The 17,352-nt window shown below is 55.7% G+C and carries 17 protein-coding genes; 5 read left to right on the top strand and 12 right to left on the bottom strand.

What is annotated here, in order from left to right; translation table 11 throughout:
* The first annotated feature begins 10 nt into the window (after nucleotides 1–10).
* Complete coding sequence (locus PHA01_RS02215; protein ID WP_417020911.1) at nucleotides 11–2,890, top strand: EAL domain-containing protein; 2,880 nt, start codon at nucleotides 11–13, stop codon at nucleotides 2,888–2,890.
* Nucleotides 2,891–3,072: 182 nt separating this feature from the next.
* Here PHA01_RS02215 and PHA01_RS02210 read toward each other — a convergent pair whose 3' ends face one another.
* Nucleotides 3,073–3,675 carry a YqgE/AlgH family protein gene (locus tag PHA01_RS02210; protein WP_114432193.1) on the bottom strand — a complete coding sequence of 201 codons (603 nt, stop codon included), beginning with the start codon at nucleotides 3,673–3,675 and terminating at the stop codon, nucleotides 3,073–3,075.
* A gap of 174 nt (nucleotides 3,676–3,849) precedes the next feature.
* Here PHA01_RS02210 and PHA01_RS02205 point away from each other — a divergent pair, with 174 nt between their 5' ends.
* Together PHA01_RS02205 and PHA01_RS02200 are read left to right on the top strand one after the other, a co-directional pair.
* Nucleotides 3,850–4,647 (top strand): protein-disulfide reductase DsbD domain-containing protein, encoded by a 798-nt coding sequence (locus tag PHA01_RS02205; protein WP_271893064.1) that lies wholly within the window; start codon nucleotides 3,850–3,852, stop codon nucleotides 4,645–4,647.
* Between the two features lie 79 nt (nucleotides 4,648–4,726).
* Entirely contained in the window at nucleotides 4,727–5,212 is a 486-nt protein-coding gene (locus PHA01_RS02200; protein WP_271893063.1) for a peroxiredoxin, read from the top strand.
* Nucleotides 5,213–5,900: 688 nt separating this feature from the next.
* Here PHA01_RS02200 and rnhA read toward each other — a convergent pair.
* The 11 genes from rnhA to coxB form a co-directional block, all read right to left on the bottom strand.
* A complete protein-coding gene (gene rnhA / locus PHA01_RS02195) occupies nucleotides 5,901–6,356 on the bottom strand; it encodes a ribonuclease HI (RefSeq protein WP_271893062.1) in 456 nt (151 codons plus the stop codon).
* The gene (locus PHA01_RS02190) at nucleotides 6,353–7,333 is read right to left on the bottom strand and encodes a homoserine kinase (protein WP_271893061.1); all 981 of its coding nucleotides are present in this window, start codon (nucleotides 7,331–7,333) and stop codon (nucleotides 6,353–6,355) included. The genes rnhA and PHA01_RS02190 overlap by 4 nt, the downstream gene beginning before the upstream one ends.
* A 2-nt stretch (nucleotides 7,334–7,335) precedes the next feature.
* Entirely contained in the window at nucleotides 7,336–8,337 is a 1,002-nt protein-coding gene (gene ispH, locus PHA01_RS02185) for a 4-hydroxy-3-methylbut-2-enyl diphosphate reductase (protein ID WP_271893059.1), read from the bottom strand.
* 50 nt (nucleotides 8,338–8,387) lie between these two features.
* A complete protein-coding gene (locus tag PHA01_RS02180; protein WP_271893057.1) occupies nucleotides 8,388–9,188 on the bottom strand; it encodes an SURF1 family protein in 801 nt (266 codons plus the stop codon).
* Nucleotides 9,181–9,576 carry a DUF983 domain-containing protein gene (locus PHA01_RS02175; RefSeq protein ID WP_271893055.1) on the bottom strand — a complete coding sequence of 132 codons (396 nt, stop codon included), beginning with the start codon at nucleotides 9,574–9,576 and terminating at the stop codon, nucleotides 9,181–9,183. Before PHA01_RS02175 ends, PHA01_RS02180 begins: the two co-directional genes overlap by 8 nt.
* Nucleotides 9,577–9,704: 128 nt before the next feature.
* Nucleotides 9,705–10,583, bottom strand: coding sequence for a cytochrome c oxidase subunit 3 (locus PHA01_RS02170; RefSeq protein WP_271893054.1), 879 nt, complete (start codon nucleotides 10,581–10,583; stop codon nucleotides 9,705–9,707).
* Between the two features lie 56 nt (nucleotides 10,584–10,639).
* The gene (locus PHA01_RS02165; protein WP_224505415.1) at nucleotides 10,640–11,239 is read right to left on the bottom strand and encodes a cytochrome c oxidase assembly protein; all 600 of its coding nucleotides are present in this window, start codon (nucleotides 11,237–11,239) and stop codon (nucleotides 10,640–10,642) included.
* Nucleotides 11,236–11,412 (bottom strand): hypothetical protein, encoded by a 177-nt coding sequence (locus PHA01_RS02160; protein WP_210283366.1) that lies wholly within the window; start codon nucleotides 11,410–11,412, stop codon nucleotides 11,236–11,238. Before PHA01_RS02160 ends, PHA01_RS02165 begins: the two co-directional genes overlap by 4 nt.
* Nucleotide 11,413: 1 nt before the next feature.
* A complete protein-coding gene (cyoE, locus tag PHA01_RS02155; protein ID WP_271893049.1) occupies nucleotides 11,414–12,358 on the bottom strand; it encodes a heme o synthase in 945 nt (314 codons plus the stop codon).
* 59 nt (nucleotides 12,359–12,417) lie between these two features.
* Entirely contained in the window at nucleotides 12,418–14,070 is a 1,653-nt protein-coding gene (ctaD, locus tag PHA01_RS02150; protein ID WP_114432781.1) for a cytochrome c oxidase subunit I, read from the bottom strand.
* 40 nt (nucleotides 14,071–14,110) lie between these two features.
* Nucleotides 14,111–14,956, bottom strand: coding sequence for a cytochrome c oxidase subunit II (gene coxB / locus PHA01_RS02145; protein ID WP_417020910.1), 846 nt, complete (start codon nucleotides 14,954–14,956; stop codon nucleotides 14,111–14,113).
* Nucleotides 14,957–15,387: 431 nt separating this feature from the next.
* Between coxB and PHA01_RS02140 the strand changes: the two genes are divergently transcribed.
* Complete coding sequence (locus tag PHA01_RS02140; RefSeq protein ID WP_245426596.1) at nucleotides 15,388–15,855, top strand: invasion associated locus B family protein; 468 nt, start codon at nucleotides 15,388–15,390, stop codon at nucleotides 15,853–15,855.
* A gap of 80 nt (nucleotides 15,856–15,935) precedes the next feature.
* Nucleotides 15,936–17,348, top strand: coding sequence for a metalloprotease TldD (gene tldD, locus PHA01_RS02135; RefSeq protein WP_271893046.1), 1,413 nt, complete (start codon nucleotides 15,936–15,938; stop codon nucleotides 17,346–17,348).
* The last annotated feature ends 4 nt before the right edge of the window (nucleotides 17,349–17,352 follow it).

The raw sequence follows: 17,352 nt of genomic DNA, 5'->3' as shown, positions 1-17,352 counted from the left end.
GACGGGACGAATGCTGAAAGGCTTATCGCGGGTTTTTGCGCTCGTCATTTTGTTGATATCGATGCAGTCGGCCGCGAACGCGTTCGAGACAATCAAGATCACCAAGGAAAGCACGGCTCTTGACCTGTCAAAAGCCGTTGAAGTGTACCGGAACCAAGGCGAGACTTTCCAGATTTCCACCGCACCGGGTACCGACGGTATCGTTCGCCGCATCGAGGTGCAGGCAAACGACAAGCGGTCTACTGGCGACTGGGCAGCCTTTTCCCTTGCCAACCCGACCGACGAGCAGATCGACCGCCTGATAGTCGCGCCACATTTCCGCCTCGTCGGATCTGGTTTCATTTGGCCCGATCTCGGCTCGACCCGCATCGCATCCATTACGCCAAGCGAGGGATTCGCGCTGGACCGGCAAGCCAGCGAGGATGCCGATATTTTCCTGATTACGCTCAATCCCGGGGCCGTGATCACGCTTGTTGCCGAACTAGCATCGCCCAACCTGCCTCAGGTCTACGTTTGGGAGCCGAATGCCTACAAGGACACGGTCAATTCCTATACGCTCTACCGCGGCATTCTTCTCGGAATCGCTGGCTTGCTGGCCCTGTTCTTGACCATTCTGTTTGTCGTCAAGGGAACGTCGCTTTTTCCTGCAACAGCCGCCCTCGCATGGGCGGTATTGGCCTACATTTGCGTCGATTTCGGCTTCTGGAACAAGTTGATAGAGATAACGCCGGGTAACGAACAGATGTGGCGAGCGGGCACCGAGGTGGCGCTTGCGGCGACTCTGGTGATCTTCCTCTTCACCTACCTCAATCTCAACCGATGGCATGACAATTTCAGCTATGGCGCACTGACATGGATTCTCGGGTTGGGGATCGTCTCCGGCGTCGCGATTTTCGACCCGCCGATCGCCGCCGGTATCGCCCGGTTCTCCTTCGCCCTGACCATCATTTCTGGCATCGTCCTAATCGGCTTCTTCTCCTTCCGAAGTTATGATCGCGCAATCATGCTGATACCGACATGGATCCTCCTGCTCGTCTGGTTGATGGGCAGCTGGCTCACCGTATCGGGAATTCTGGCCAATGATATCATTCAGCCAGCCCTTGCCGGGGGCCTCGTTCTCATCGTTCTCCTCATCGGCTTCACCGTCATGCAGCACGCATTTTCCGGTGGCGCGCTGCAACAGGGCCTGTTCTCCGATGTGGAGCGGCAAGCGCTCGCTATTATCGGTTCCGGCGATATCGTCTGGGATTGGGACGTGCCGCGTGATCGCGTCGTTACCACACCGGACCTCACCAATTTCCTTGGAGCTTCGGCAAGTTCCCTACACGGCGCCGTTCGCAACTGGTTACCGAGCCTGCACGCGGACGATCGCGATCGCTTCCGCACGACGCTGGACGTTATTCTCGAAAACAGGCGTGGCCGCATTTCGCAAACATTCCGCCTGCGTGCCAATGACGGCCACTACTATTGGTATTCGCTGAAGGCCCGCCCTGTCATCGGTTCCGATGGTGAAATTGTCCGGTGTGTTGGCACGCTGATCGATGTCACCGAGCAGAAAAAGGCAGAAGAACGCCTGCTGCACGACGCTGTGCATGATAATCTGACGGGCCTGCCGAACCGCGAACTCTTCCTGGACCGCTTGGGCTCCGTCATCACCATGGCGCAGACCGAGAGCAGAATCCGCCCCACCGTGTTCATCATCGACATTGACCGGTTCAAGCAGGTCAATGACGGCCTTGGCATGTCGGCGGGCGATACATTTCTTCTGACGATCTCGCGCCGTTTGCACCGTCTCTTGCGGCCACAGGATACGCTCAGCCGTCTGGCCGCCGATCAATTTGGTCTCATTCTCGTTTCCGAGAGCGAGCCCGCCAAAATTGCAGCCTTCGCCGAAGCGGTGAAACAAGCTATACGGGCGCCGATTGCCTTTTCCAAACGCGAGATCGTGCTGACCGCATCGCTTGGCCTGATCACCTGGACCAGCGGCAGCGCCGCCTCGCCGGAAGATTTGGTCAAGGATGCCGAGCTGGCCATGTTCCAGGCCAAGCGGTTCGGTGGCGATCGCATCGAGCCATTCCGCCCAGCCTTCCGTGCTGTGGGGAGTGACCGGCTTCAGCTGGAATCCGATCTGCGCCGCGCTCTTGAAAGGCGCGAAATTCACATGGCTTACCAGCCAATCATGCGCCTGGAAGACAATAGCATTGCCGGGTTCGAAGCCCTGATGCGCTGGGATCACCCGCGCCGCGGCTCCATTCCGCCGTCGGAGTTCATTCCGATTGCCGAAAGCTCCGGACTTATCGTGCAGCTCGGTCTTTTCGCCATGCAGAAGGCGGCGGAAGACCTCGTCAACTGGCAGCGCAATCTTGGCGCCTCGCCTCTCTTTGTTTCAGTCAATATCTCCAGCAGCCAGCTGATCCGGCAGGATCTGATCGATGACGTACGGTCGGTGCTCCTGCAAACCCAGATCGAGCCGGCGAGCCTGAAACTCGAACTCACGGAATCCCTGATGATGGAGAATCCGGAGCGCTCCAACTACGTGCTCTCCAGCATCAAGGCGATGGGCGTCGGTGTATCGCTCGATGATTTCGGCACGGGCTATTCTTCACTGTCCTACCTGACCTCCTTCCCGTTCGACATGATCAAGATCGACCGATCGTTCCTGAAGGCGGATCAGCCGCAGAAGGTGACACTGCTTCGTTCCATGATCAGCATGGCGCATGATCTTGGATTGTCGGTTGTAACGGAAGGCATCGAGAACGAGAGCGATGCGCTGCAACTCCGCCAGATGGGCTGCGAGTACGCGCAGAGTTTCATGTTCAGCCCGCCGGTTACACTGGATGTCGCGACGAAGCTACTGCGTGAGCAGTTCCAGCAATCGAAAGCGTCGTAGAAATCACATCCGGTTGCCGTCAGGGTGAATTATCTCTGATACTGTTGTTGCAAATTCGTCAGGCCGAGGCGAAAAGGTCGATTTTCGAGGATCGGAGCGGAGCGTACGTTTGGGTACGTGAGCACCGAAGCGCAGAAAATCTGCCTTTGCAGGCCGGCATCAAGAAGAATGCAACTGTAGTATTAGGCGTGGCCGGCAACAGTAGCCAGCCGTGAAGGATCAACGCCCATATAGGCGAGAATCCGATCATACTTGCTGTCAATATCCGTATCGAAAAGCAACTCCTGCGACGCCTTGCAGGTGAGCCAGCCATTATTGGCAATCTCGGTCTCGAGTTGACCCGAAGCCCAACCGGAATAACCCAGCGTCATCAAGGCTTTGCGCGGTCCGCGGCCACCGGAGATAGCACGCAGTATATCCACAGTTCCCGTCAGGCAAATCTCTTCTGCGACCGGCATGGTTGAATCGGTGAGATAATCATCTGAATGCAGGACAAAGCCTCGTCGCATTTCGACCGGTCCGCCATTGCGCACCAGAAAATCGCGCGTCCGTTCAGGCATCATGATTGCCTGCTGCTCGTCGAGAACACCCAGTTGAACGAGGATATCCGAAAATTCCATGTCCTGGACACGGTTGATGATCAGGCCCATGGCGCCCTTTTCAGAGTGCGCACAAACATAGATGACGGAGCGCGCAAACCGGCTGTCGTCCATTCCCGGCATGGCGAGAAGGAACTGTCCATTCAGAAATCCGGTCTCTTTGTTGGCGTCTCTGAAAATCTCCATGAGAATAAAGGTACCAAGGATTCTGTAAATGACAACGGCTTTGGGTAACGAATTGTAAATGATACTTAAATCTGCCAGCCGCGTGCGCATTGCCGGATTACTTCTCACACAGAAATGATGCGCAAAATCAGTCACATCCTTGATAGTGCCCAAAAGGCCTGTAAAGGTCCGAAAATGAAAACAGAATTGCTCTTTTTTGCGGCCGTGATTGCGTTTACCGCTCCGGCGCATGCAAATTCCGAATGGACGAAGACGCCCGGCGGCAACGTTAGGCTCATCGTCGACAATCCTGTCCAGCCATCGCCCGAGATCCGCGGAGCCATAGAGATTAATCTCGATCCGGGCTGGAAAACCTATTGGCGAGAACCCGGTGATGCGGGTGTGCCGCCAGAACTCGACCTCACTGAAAGCACCAACATCAAAAGCTATGCGCTTGCGTTTCCAACGCCGCATCGCTTCGACGACGGCAATACCCATTGGGCAGGATACAAGAAACCAGTTTCCTTGCCGCTCACGCTTACACTAGCCGATCCTGCCAAGCCTGCCCATTTGAAGGGCCATGCATTTCTTGGGATTTGCGAGACGATCTGCATCCCTGTCAAAGCGGAGTTTGATTTTACCGTCGACAACGCCAAACCGACCGACGCGCTGACCAAAACGCTCATAGATGCAGCCTTCGAACAGCTGCCGGGCGAAGCGTCGGCGACATTCGGGGCACATAGCGCAGTACGCAAGGATGACCATGTGAAGGTAATGGTCGACCTTCCTTCCGATGATCCAAACACCGACATTTTCGTCGCGGGTGATGGAATCGTTACGTTTGGCATGTCGAAACTGAAGGACCGGCAGGCAAATGCAGCTGTTTTTTCCGTGCGGATCATTTCCGGAAAGGACAAGAAAACGCCGCCTCTGAACTACACGCTGGTTCAAGGAGACAAGGCCGTCTCCGGCATGATCAACGTGCAGGAATAACGATCAAAACTCTCGACTTTTGCAAGTACGCACCCTATGTGCGGAAGGGCGCATGTCATCATCTCACAGGGAGCCATTCATGACGATCAAGGTAGGCGAGCGTTTGCCGGACGCTATATTCAAGACGAAATCGGATGAGGGTGTCAGTGAGGTCCGCTCCGACGCGCTGTTCAAGGGCAAGAGAGTTGTTCTCTTTGCTGTTCCTGGCGCATTTACGCCGACCTGCAGCATGAACCATCTACCAGGTTATCTTGAAAACAGAGATGCAATTCTGGCTAAGGGTATCGACGCAATTGTCGTCGTCGCCGTCAATGATCCGCATGTCATGGGTGCCTGGGCTAAGGCAACGAATGGCGAGGGCAAGATTCAGTACCTCTCGGACGGCAATGCCACTTTCACCAAGGACGTCGGTCTCGATGTCGATCTTGGTGCCGGAAATATGGGCATACGCTCCAAGCGGTATTCTATGCTGGTTGAAGACGGCGTGGTGAAGCAGCTCAATATCGAAGAGTCTCCTGGTCAGGCCGTCACCTCGAGCGCAGCTACCATTCTTGAGCAGCTTTAGAGAATTCTCGGGCCAAAGTGGGGATAAGTTTTGGATGCAATCCAGAAGGACCCCTCCCTGCTGCTACGCAGCTTCCCTCCCCACAAGGGGGAGGGTGAGACCGTCGCAACTGTCATCCGCTGTATACGGCAAATAGGCGGAGCTGCAGAATAAGGCGCTGTCACCCTCTCCCTTGTGGGGAGGGAAGGCGCGAAGCGCCAGGGTGGGGTCTTGCTTTACCTCGCGTACCTCAAAATAATCGTGGCTGTTTATCCAACACCTCCAAACCTGACTTATCCTTCTCCCCGTCCTCTTCACGGGAACTGCTTCCGGAGCCGTTCGAAGTGGGGAGAGGATCGGCGCCTCCGATGGCGGGTAACGGACCCGCTGTCCGGGGAAGTTCCGTCCAAGGGTTCCCCTGCCGGTACTACGACTGGCGTGTGCTGGACGAGCACTTCGAAAGGGGCTTTCGGCAGCGGGCGAAGCAATTCACCCAAAGCCGAGGCCTCCCAAGCGGAACGGACGGGATCAAAAGACGCCGGACGGGCGGTCTTCGGATCGCATTTTATTCTACAAAGACGCGCTTCGACGACCGCCCGTCTTCCCACAATGCAAGCAATGGCCAGACTCGGGATGAGGGCGTGGCAAGGGGAAAGCACATCCGGTTCTTTGACACTTCAATCGCACGGCGCCCTATTCACGGTAATCCTTATACTTGCGGCATTCGCTTTTGTTTGAAAGGAGCCATGCCAGCACGCGCGAGTTCGTCGGCACGCTCATTCTCCGGATGGCCCGCATGGCCTTTGACCCAATGCCAGACCACCTTGTGACGCTTGCGCGCCTCATCCAGCGCCTGCCAGAGTTCGGCATTCTTCACCGGCTTCTTCGCGGCAGTTTTCCAGCCGTTGCGTTTCCAGCCGTCGATCCAGCCGGAAATACCATCACGAACATAGACCGAGTCCGTATAAAGATCGACTTGGCAGGGCTCCTTCAGGGCATTCAAGGCCGAGATCGCCGCCATCAGCTCCATGCGGTTGTTGGTCGTGTCGGCCTCGCCGCCCGAGAGTTCCTTTTCATTGCTGTTCCAGCGTAGAACCGCACCCCAGCCTCCCGGACCGGGATTGCCGGAGCAAGCGCCATCGGTAAAAGCCTGGATCTCCTTCACACTTTTGAACCTTCCAGGATAAGCCCGTATTCTTCTGCCGACCTGATCTGGCGGTGGAAGCGCATCCGGCGGATATATTCCATCGGGTCTTTTTTAACGACGAGACTGCCTTCCGGCGTGTTGAGCCAATCGTACAATCTTGTGAGCATGAACCGCAGCGCCGAACCACGTGCAAGGATAGGCAAGCTTGCGGCTTCGTCCGCCGAGAGCGGGCGAACGGAATTGTAGCCCCGAAGCAAGGCCGTGCCTTTGGTGAGATTGAAGGAATGATCCTTTTCAAAGCACCAGGCATTCAGGCAAACGGCCACATCGTAGGCGAGCAGATCGGTACAGGCGAAGTAGAAATCAATCAGTCCCGACAATTTGTTTCCCAAAAAGAAGACGTTGTCTGGAAAAAGGTCGGCATGGATGACACCCGAGGGCAAGTGCGACGGCCAGTTTGACTCGAAGAAAGCAAGATCGGTCTCTGTCTCGTCTGCAAGCCCCGGTTCAACTCGATCGGCACCGGCCTTGGAATTATTCCACAGGGGCCGCCAGCCTTCTACAGAGAGCGCATTGGGGCGGCGCATGGGGAAATCTTCCCCCGCGACATGCATCTTCGCCATTGCCTCGCCCAAGGCAAAGCAATGCTGCACGGTCGGGCGGCGCATCCACATGCCTTCGAGAAAGGTTACGATCGCAGCAGGCCGACCAGCCAGTTCGCCGATGCTTGATCCGGACTTCTGGTTCACTGGCAAAGGACAGCGTATCCCCTTGCCCGCCAGATGGCGCATCAAACCGAGAAAGAACGGCAGATCGTTGCTGTTCACACGTTTCTCGTACAACGTCAGAATGTACGATCCAGTGCTGGTATGCAGCAGATAGTTGGAGTTTTCGACGCCCTCGGCAATGCCCTTATACGAAAGCAGCTCGCCGATATCGTAGTCTTTGAGGAAGTGAGCCAAGTCGATTTCATTGATGTCGGTATAGACGGCCATTATCAGCGGCTTCCGTTGACGAACGCCATATCGGCGCTCGTCAGTTCCACGTCGCGCAGATCCCGCATCACATGGAAATTTTCGGTCTCGATGGTTGTTTCCGCGAGTTCGATCGACACGATATACCGCTCCGAAAAGGACTGGATGATTTCGTCAACGATGATCTCCGGAGCAGAAGCGCCGGCGGACAATCCGACCACCGAAATGTTGCCGACCCTGATCCAGTCGATGTCGCCGGCTCGTTGAACCAGCAGGGATTGTACGGCCCCCGACCGTTCGGCGACCTCAACCAGTCGCTTTGAATTGGAAGAGTTCGGAGCCCCCACGACGAGGAAAAGGTCGCAGCCTGGAGCCGCGGCTTTCACAGCGTCCTGGCGGTTCGTCGTGGCATAGCAGATCGATTCTGCAGCTGGTGCCGTCAGCGCGGGGAAGCGGCGCTGTAACGTCGCGATTATCCCGGCAGTATCGTCAACGGAAAGTGTTGTCTGTGTCACGAAGCCGAGGTTATCGGGATCCTCGGGGACATAGGTCTCAGCTTCGGCGATGGTTTCGACCAGCGTGACCGCACCTTCGGGCAATTGACCCATCGTACCGATGACTTCCGGATGGCCTGAGTGACCGACGAGGATGACATGGCGGCCGAGCCGCTGATGGCGCATTGCCTGCTTATGAACCTTGGATACCAGCGGGCATGTTGCATCCAGATAGAAAAGGTTCTTGCTTTCCGCATCGGAGGGAACCGACTTCGGAACCCCGTGCGCGGAAAAGACCACAGGCTGATTGCGATGCTCCGGAGGAATTTCGTCGAGCTCTTCGACAAAAACCGCTCCGCGAGCCTGCAAGCCTTCGACGACGTAGCGGTTATGTACGATCTCATGGCGGACGTAGACAGGTGCGCCATATTTCTTCAACGCCAAAACGACGATCTGGATAGCGCGATCCACACCGGCGCAAAAACCGCGCGGTCCGCACAGGCGGATTGTCAGTGGTTTCTTGTCAGCCATCGTATCGTGTCTCATGGAAGCGTTGCAGTGTTGTTGGAATTGGGCGGCAATCAACGCGAAGTCAAGTCCGAAGCTTCAGATTGGCTGGGATCAGGCTCGTTTGGATCTTTGGGATGGTATCGCTGCCAAAGCGAAATTCCCGCGACCGCAAGCAGTGTCGCGGCGAGGCCGTACCAGGTTACCGCGTATTGCAGGTGGCTATTTGGCAGATCGATGATCGTCACGCCGCCGACCGGCAGGCCCCCGGGATTTGGCGTCTTGTCGGCATCGATGAAAAAAGGAACCAGCTTGTCATCTGCAATGCCCGACTGTCCCGCCATCGTTGGCAGGTCTTTCCAATAGTAGATATTGGTCATGAGGTCGTTGTTCGGCACGATCGACGAAGGCTTGCCATAAAGCGGATTGCGCGCAAGCCCCGTTACAACCACCTGTCCCTCAACTTCACCCTCGGGCCGTGTCACGGAATTCTTCTTGTCATAGGGAACAAAGCCGCGATTGACGAAGACCGCTCGACCATCATCAAGCAAAAGCGGCGTATAGACGTAGAACCCGGAAGTGCCGTCATAGGTCGCAAAATAGTGACGCTCGCGATCATTAAGCAGCCGGCCGGTCACTGTCACTGTCCGGTAGTCGACATCCTTTTCAGCCGCCCAGACTTTCTCGATTTCGGCAAGCGATGCGGGCGTCGCATGCGTTCGAGCATCAATCTCCGCCAGCAGGCCTTCCTTCCAATAGAGACGTTCGACCTGCCATGTCCCGAGGGCGATCAAGATTGCGAAAACGATTGCACCCAGAACAACTTTTATCCACGGGAAGCGGTTGGTTGGTAAAGGTGTCACGCGCTCAGTCATGGCTATCCAGCGTATCAAGCCGACCCTCTGCGGCTTTATGCTTGTACTGCAAGGCTATCAGAATGCCCTTCATCCAGCGGAGGGCCGTAAGGCAGAGCACGAGGGCCAAGGGTATCCACAGGATAAAATGCAGCCACAATGGCGGATCGAGCGTCACCTCCATCCAGAGGGCAAGGCCGACGACAATGAACCCGATCAAGAGCATCACCAGAACTGCTGGGCCCTCGCCCGTGTCGATGAATGAATAGTCCAGCCCACAGGTAGAACGGTGCTTCGCCGGCGTGAGAAACCCATCGAACAGTTTCCCCTGCCCGCATCGAGGACAGCGTGCTTTTACACCGGCAGTTACGGGGTCAACTGGTGGGTAAAGCGCCGTGTCTTGATTCATGGTCATGTGCCTCGAGGCCGGGGAATATGGCTTCGTTGTGATTATATCGGATGGTTGCGCAGGAATGTGCTGAAAAAGTGAGAGCGGCCGTGTTTCCACGACCGCCCGCAAATTTTAGACAAGTTTGCCTATTCCACTGCTATCGGAGCACCCCAGGATGCCCATACATAGATCGAGAAGAACAGGAACAGCCAGACCACGTCAACGAAGTGCCAATACCAGGCGGCAGCCTCGAAACCGAAATGTTTGGTCGGCGTAAAGTCACCACGAAGCGAACGAAGCAAGCATACGGCGAGAAAGATGGTTCCGATGATGACGTGGAAACCGTGGAAACCCGTCGCCATGAAGAATGTTGCGCCGTAGATCGAATCCTTGAACGCAAATGGAGCGTGAATATATTCGTAGGCTTGCACTGAGGAAAAGAGCAGACCGAGCAGGACGGTGAGCGTCAGGCCCCTGATCAGGCCCTTGCGATCATTGTGGATCAAAGCATGGTGCGCCCATGTGACCGTCGTGCCGGACAAAAGCAGGATAACCGTATTATAAAGCGGCAGGTGCAAGGGGTCGAGAACTTCAATACCCTTCGGCGGCCATACGCCGCCGGTGAATGCTGTCCGCGCTACTTGCGCTGCTTCCCCGGGGAAAAGACTGGCATCGAAGAAAGCCCAGAACCAGGCGACAAAGAACATGACTTCTGAAGCGATGAACATGATCATGCCATAGCGCAGGTGCAATGACACAACCCGCGTGTGATGGCCTTCCTTGCTCTCCTTGATCGTGTCGGACCACCAGCCGTACATCGTATAAAGAACGATCATCACGCCTATAAGCAGGATCCAGGGGCTTGTGAGATTAGCGCGGAAAAGGACAAGCTCGCCGCCGGCATGATAACGCATGAAAGCGATACCGCCGATTGCAAGAACAAAAGCGCCGACCGAGCCAAGAAATGGCCATGGGCTAGGATCGATGATGTGGTAATCGTGGTTCTTTTGGTGCGTCTCGGCCATTCTAACCCTCGCAAGGTCTGTTCATTGGTTTTGACACCGGGCTAGGCCGGCGCAGTTTAGAGTTGTCCCGATGTACCATTCTTCTTGACCTCGGTATTGGCAGCAACGGGTGCTGGCATAGGGATCGGGAAGAATGTGTAGGATAGAGTGATTGTGTTGACGCCCTTCAGCTCAGGCGCATTGACGATGTCCGGATCGACAAAAAAGACGACCGGCATTTCCAGATCTTCACCTGGCTTCAGGACCGTATCCGTGAAGCAGAAGCACTCGACCTTATTGAAGTAAGCACCTGCAGCTTGCGGCGTCACGTTGAATGACGCGCGCCCCGCGGTCGGCTTGTCGACGATGTTCTTCGCCTCATATTTGATCAGCTTGGTTTCGCCGATGTTCATCGTGACTTCGCGCTGTACAGGCTCGAACTGCCACGGCAAACCACCAGACGTATTGGCGTCGAAACGCACAGTGATTTTTTTGTCAAGAATTGTATCCGACATCTGTTCGACGCGCTGGGTCGTGCCACCATATCCTGTGACCTGGCAGAACATGGCGTAGAGCGGGACGGCAGCAAACGCCATACCCACCATGCCGAAGAAGAAGGCGAGGCAAGAAATCGCGATCGTCCGGTCGGAAACCTTGCGCTTCGGTGCATCGCTCATTGTGCGGGCCTCGTTACGGGCGCCGTTTGCGAAGAGTGATTGGCCCCGATTTTGGCCCATGTCCCGACATAGACAACGACGACAAACGCGGCCAACGCCAGCGCGAGCGCCAGGGAGCGACTGCGCTGTGCCCGCTTCTGCTTGTCCGTGAGAGTTACCATGTCGTTGCTCATATCAAACACCAGCTACCAGAAATGCCTTGCGCACCAGAATCTCGCCGAGGAGCACCGCATATAAACTGAAAAGATAGAAAATGGAGAAAGCGAACATCTTCTTGGCAGGCTTCAACATCGCATCGCCAACAGGAGCACGCCATACAGTGAAGGCCGAAGCAAGAAAGGCGCAGCCCATTGCTATGGCAAACAGACCATAGCCTGGCCCCGCGAATCCCATGATCCAAGGGAGGACGCCAACTGGTGCTACCAGCAAAGTATAGAGAAAAATCTGAAGCTTCGTCGATGCAGGCCCTGCGACATTGGGCATCATCGGAATTTTCGCCTTCTCATAGTCATCCGACATGAAGAGCGACAAGGCCCAGAAATGCGGCGGCGTCCACAGGAAGATGATGAGAAAAAGGACGATGCTTTCCATGCTCACGGAATTCGTGACTGCCGCCCAGCCGATCATGGGTGGAAACGCACCTGCGGCGCCTCCTATAACGATGTTCTGCGGCGTCGAACGCTTCAGCCACATCGTATAAATGACAGCATAAAAGAAGATCGTGAATGCCAGCAGAAATGCCGATAGGAGATTGACAAAAAGGCCCAGCGTTACGACTGAAAAAGCCGACAGCAGGAGACCAAATGTCAACACCTCGCCGCGCGAGATACGTCCCGCAGGGATCGGTCGCTTCGAGGTACGCTTCATAATGGCGTCGATGTCGGCATCGTACCACATGTTGAGTGCACCTGAGGCGCCTGCCCCCACCGCAATGCAAAGAATGGCGATAGCGGCCAAGACCGGATTGATCTGACCAGGGGCAGCCATCATCCCAACGAAGCCGGTAAAGACGACCAAGGACATAACGCGTGGCTTGAGCAGCGCAATATAATCCGATGCATTGGCTTCCGAGAGGCCAATGCTCGCATCAAGATTTGCGTTTTTCTCAATCAATGCCATTTGATCCGTCTTAGTTTTATTCAATGCCGGGACCTTTGGCAGTCCCGGCATTGTCGTGTTTACTTGATGCGCGGGAGCTGTTCCCACTGGTGGAACGGCGGCGGTGATGAAAGCTGCCATTCGAGTGTCGTTGCGCCCGCACCCCAAGGATTGGCTCCAGCCTCACGCTTCTTGGCGAACGCTTCGAATACGCCGAAGAGGAAGATCAGAACGCCAACGCCAGAGATGTACGAACCGATCGACGATACTTCGTTCCAACCTGCAAAAGCATCCGGGTAATCGATGTAGCGGCGCGGCATGCCGGCGAGACCAAGGAAATGCTGCGGGAAGAAAACCAGATTGACGCCAATGAACATTACCCAGAAATGCGTGTGGGCAATTTTATGATTGTACATGTAGCCGGTCATTTTCGGGAACCAGTAGTACCAGCCCGCGAAGATGCCGAACACTGCACCCAACGACAGCACGTAATGGAAATGCGCAATCACATAATAGGTGTCATGCAGTGAACGATCGAGACCGGCATTGGCCAACTGAACGCCCGTCACACCACCAACAGTGAACAGGAAGATGAAGCCGATCGCCCAGACCATTGGTGGCTTGAACTCGATAGATCCACCCCACATTGTGGCGATCCAGGAGAAGATCTTGACGCCGGTTGGAACCGCGATGACCATCGTGGCGAAGACGAAATAGCGCTGCGTGTCGAGTGACAGGCCCACTGTGTACATGTGGTGAGCCCAAACAATAAACCCGACGACACCGATGGCAACCATGGCGTAGGCCATTCCGAGATAACCGAAGATTGGTTTACGCGAGAATGTCGAGACGATGTGACTGATGATGCCGAAGGCCGGCAGAATCATGATGTAAACTTCGGGGTGACCGAAGAACCAGAACAGATGCTGGAACAGGATAGGATCACCACCACCTTCAGGTGCGAAGAATGCCGTGCCGAAATTGCGGTCGGTCAGGAGCATCGTGATACCACCCGCCAAAACAGGGAGCGCCAGTAATAGCAGGAATGCAGTGATCAAAACCGACCAGGCAAACAGCGGCATCTTGTGCAATGTCATGCCCGGAGCGCGCATGTTGAAGATCGTGGTGATGAAATTGATGGCACCAAGGATCGACGATGCACCGGCAATATGGAGCGCGAGAATAGCAAAATCCATCGCCGGGCCAGGCTGACCTGATGTCGAGTATGGCGGATAGATCGTCCAGCCACCGCCCGTACCGAAGCCACCGGCAGGACCCGGAACGAACATCGATAGTATCAACAACAGGAGTGCGGGCGGGAGCAGCCAGAACGAAATATTGTTCATGCGCGGGAAGGCCATGTCCGGAGCACCGATCATGATCGGAACCATCCAGTTGGCGAAACCGCCGATGAGCGCAGGCATGACCATGAAGAAGATCATGATCAGACCGTGTGCGGTCGAAAACACGTTGTACATTTGCTTGCCGGCATCGATAGCCGCGTCGCCTTCAAAGCCATAAACCATGGAGGCTAGACCGTGGAAAATCTGGATGCCCGGCTGTTGCAACTCGGCGCGCATGGCGATCGAAAGCGAACCACCGATAAGGCCAGCTATGATCGCGAAGATCAGATACAGCGTACCGATGTCCTTGTGATTGGTCGAATAAACCCAACGCGTCCAGCCTGTCGGCTTGTGAGCGTCGTGTGCTTCGTGAGCTGCAGAACCTGCCATCAAAGTGCTCCCGTTCCTCAATAAATTGCGTAAAACCGGCTTAGTTGCCAGCCACGCTTACATTCTTGTCTGCGTCAATTGCTGCGGTCAGCGTCTTGTAGGCACCCGGAAGATCTTTCCCGGCGGCAGTAAACCACGCATTGTACTGATCCTGTGAAACGACATGGATCGCAATCGGCATGAAGGCATGATCCTTGCCGCAAATCTGCGAACACTGACCGTAATACATGCCTTCCTTGTTGGCCTTGAACCATGTCTCGTTGCTGCGGCCAGCAACGGCATCCATCTTCACGCCAAAGGCAGGCATTGAGAACGAGTGGATGACGTCAGCACCGGTGACCAGCAAACGTACGGTCGTATTAACAGGGACGACCATTTCATTGTCGACCGCCAGCAGGCGCGGGTAGGCTTTTTTGTCTTCCTTCCCGGTGGCGGCGCGGTCAGTCTCTTTCAACATGACAGAGTCGAACGAAACCGGGGCTTCGCCGGCTTGATATTCGTAACCCCAATACCATTGATAGCCGGTAGCCTTGATCGTCAGCTTCGGCTCTTCGGGCGAATACTGCGCCGTCAGCAACTGGAAGGAAGGAATTGCCAGGAAGAGAAGAATAACGACAGGGCCCACAGTCCAGACGATCTCGACAGCCGTATTATGGCTGGTCTTTGAAGGGACGGGATTGGCGCTGGCGCGATAGCGATACATCACCCAGGCTAGCAGTGCCATCACGAAAAGCGTAATGGGAACGATGAACCACAATGTGTAGCGCTCAAACCACTCGATCTGCTCCATAATGGCAGAAGCTGCCGGTTGGAAAGTCATCTGCCAAGGCTCCGGCTGGGCTGCATAAGCAGTGCCGGCACTCAACAGGCCACTCAGGATACCCATCAGCGTGACAATATTCTTCTTCACCTAGAAATCTCCCGAATGAAGCATTGATTCCATAGAATAAGACTGGGCAGCGTGATGGCCCGATGTATGGCGCGTTCAAACCACACATTAGCTTACATCGCAAGGAAGGCGAACGTGATCTCATGCGGCATTTTTGCGCGCGGCTTTCCAGCAACAAGCCCCAGACCGCTCGAAGCAGCAGTTTTTTCGTTCTTGCAGCTGTTTTGCAGCACACAGGGCCATTAGGCTCACAATCCGGCCATTTTTCGGCTACACCACGTCTGATAGGCCGCGCTATGCTGGGGAGCGTTTGAGCGGTATTCTTTTCATCGGGGGCGGAGCGGTTTAACGTCTGGATGATTCGTTTTGGAGCCTACATGTTGTCTTTCGCGCTACGTAGCATCGCTGCTGGTCTGCTTGCCCTGTCAATGACTGTCGTTGCGGGCACCGCAATGGCAGCGCAGCAAAGCGGCACAGTCAAGTCCACCCATGGCGCATGGTCGATCCTCTGCGATACGCCGGCGGGTGCTAAATCGGAGCAATGCGCGCTGATCCAGAACGTCGTCGCGGCGGATCGTCCGGAAATGGGCCTCTCCGTCGTCGTTCTGAAAACTGCGGACAACAAAGCGAAGATCTTGCGCGTCCTTGCGCCACTTGGTGTACTCCTGCCCAACGGCCTTGGCCTCAATGTGGATGGTAAAGATATCGGCCGCGCTTACTTCGTTCGTTGCTTCGAAGATGGTTGCTATGCCGAGGTCATTCTGGAAGATCAGCTTGTCCAGACGCTGAAGACCGGCAAGGCGGCAACATTCATCGTCTTCCAGACACCGGAAGAAGGTATCGGCATTCCGGTCGAACTTAATGGGTTTGGCGAGGGTTTTGACGCACTTCCATAAGTTTCGAGGGAGTTTGCGGTTGTCGAAAGGACTGTGAAGGCCTACATCCCGTTCACACCATTTGAACCGGACCCATTCTCATGAAAAGTCTCATCGACAGTTTTGATGCGCCGCGCGACAAAATCCTTGAAACCGTAAAGCAGAGTCTCGACGGGGCGGATGATGGCGAACTCTTCATCGAATACAGAGAATCAGAGGGTCTTGCCTTTGACAATGGCCGGCTGAAAAACGGTTCATTCAACCAGGATCAGGGTTTCGGCCTGCGTGCCGTGGCCGGTGATTCGGTCGGTTATGCCCACGCTGGCGAGTTGTCGCTTGGCGCATTGAAGCGTGCCTCGGATGCAGCTTCGGCGGTAAGGACTGGTTACTCCGGAACTTATACCGCAGCGCCGCCCGGAACGAACCGGAGCCTCTACAGCGATGAAAATCCGCTTGGCTCTCCGAGTTTCGAGGCGAAGGTGAAACTGCTCCAGGAGATTGACGCCTATCTCAGGGCGAAGGATCCGAAGGTGCGGCAGGTTTCGGTCTCGCTTGCGGCCTCGTGGCAGCAGGTAGAAATTCTGCGTGCCGATGGACATTTTGTGCGCGACGTTCGCCCCATGGTTCGGCTTAACGTGTCCGTTGTTGTCGGAGATGGCGACCGGCAGGAAAGCGGCACATATGGTGCAGGCGGACGCAAGGGCTTCGGCGAATTCATCGTCGCGGATAAATGGCAATATGCTGCCGATGAAGCACTACGACAGGCTCTGGTAAATCTGGAGGCAATCCCCGCCCCCGCTGGTACGTTTGACATCGTGCTTTCCAGTGGTTGGCCGGGCGTGATGCTTCACGAAGCTGTAGGCCACGGTCTTGAGGGTGATTTCAACCGGAAGAAAACGTCTGCCTTTGCCGGTTTGCTCGGCCAGAAGGTAGCATCGAAGGGCGTAACCGTCGTTGATGACGGCACCATCTCCGAACGGCGGGGCTCGTTGACAGTCGACGACGAGGGCATGCCGACCAACAAGACTGTCTTGATCGATGACGGCATTCTGGTCGGCTACATGCAGGATCGGCAAAACGCGCGCCTGATGGGAATGGAGCCAACCGGCAACGGACGGCGCGAATCCTACGCTCATGCACCGATGCCGCGCATGACGAACACATATATGCTCGGCGGCGACAAGACGCCGGAAGAAATCATCGCTTCGGTCAAGAACGGAATCTATGCCGTTTCGTTCGGTGGTGGCCAAGTGGACATCACCTCCGGCAAATTCGTGTTCGGCTGTACCGAGGCCTACATGATCGAGAACGGCAAGATCGGCGCGCCCGTCAAAGGCGCCATGCTGATCGGCAATGGACCCGACGCGATGCAACGCATCTCAATGATCGGCAATGACCTGCAGCTTGATACGGGCATAGGCAATTGCGGCAAGGGCGGTCAATGGGTGCCCGTGGGTGTCGGCCAACCACATCTGCGCATGGATCAGATGACCGTAGGCGGGACGGCGGTGTAGGTCG

Source organism: Candidatus Phyllobacterium onerii, from assembly GCF_028331445.1.
In the GTDB taxonomy this organism is placed as follows: Bacteria; Pseudomonadota; Alphaproteobacteria; order Rhizobiales; family Rhizobiaceae; genus Phyllobacterium; species Phyllobacterium onerii.
Note: the sequence above shows the minus strand (reverse complement) of the source record. Positions and strands in the feature narration are given on the sequence as shown.

Coding starts and splice junctions, on each gene's coding strand:
- PHA01_RS02215 (WP_417020911.1), top strand. CDS start 11: ATGCTGAAAGGCTTATCGCGGGTTTTTGCGCTCGTCATTTTGTTGATA.
- PHA01_RS02210 (WP_114432193.1), bottom strand. CDS start 3,675: ATGGAGATTTTCAGAGACGCCAACAAAGAGACCGGATTTCTGAATGGA.
- PHA01_RS02205 (WP_271893064.1), top strand. CDS start 3,850: ATGAAAACAGAATTGCTCTTTTTTGCGGCCGTGATTGCGTTTACCGCT.
- PHA01_RS02200 (WP_271893063.1), top strand. CDS start 4,727: ATGACGATCAAGGTAGGCGAGCGTTTGCCGGACGCTATATTCAAGACG.
- PHA01_RS02190 (WP_271893061.1), bottom strand. CDS start 7,333: ATGGCCGTCTATACCGACATCAATGAAATCGACTTGGCTCACTTCCTC.
- ispH (WP_271893059.1), bottom strand. CDS start 8,337: ATGGCTGACAAGAAACCACTGACAATCCGCCTGTGCGGACCGCGCGGT.
- PHA01_RS02180 (WP_271893057.1), bottom strand. CDS start 9,188: ATGACTGAGCGCGTGACACCTTTACCAACCAACCGCTTCCCGTGGATA.
- PHA01_RS02175 (WP_271893055.1), bottom strand. CDS start 9,576: ATGAATCAAGACACGGCGCTTTACCCACCAGTTGACCCCGTAACTGCC.
- PHA01_RS02170 (WP_271893054.1), bottom strand. CDS start 10,583: ATGGCCGAGACGCACCAAAAGAACCACGATTACCACATCATCGATCCT.
- PHA01_RS02165 (WP_224505415.1), bottom strand. CDS start 11,239: ATGAGCGATGCACCGAAGCGCAAGGTTTCCGACCGGACGATCGCGATT.
- PHA01_RS02160 (WP_210283366.1), bottom strand. CDS start 11,412: ATGAGCAACGACATGGTAACTCTCACGGACAAGCAGAAGCGGGCACAG.
- cyoE (WP_271893049.1), bottom strand. CDS start 12,358: ATGGCATTGATTGAGAAAAACGCAAATCTTGATGCGAGCATTGGCCTC.
- ctaD (WP_114432781.1), bottom strand. CDS start 14,070: ATGGCAGGTTCTGCAGCTCACGAAGCACACGACGCTCACAAGCCGACA.
- coxB (WP_417020910.1), bottom strand. CDS start 14,956: ATGGGTATCCTGAGTGGCCTGTTGAGTGCCGGCACTGCTTATGCAGCC.
- PHA01_RS02140 (WP_245426596.1), top strand. CDS start 15,388: ATGACTGTCGTTGCGGGCACCGCAATGGCAGCGCAGCAAAGCGGCACA.
- tldD (WP_271893046.1), top strand. CDS start 15,936: ATGAAAAGTCTCATCGACAGTTTTGATGCGCCGCGCGACAAAATCCTT.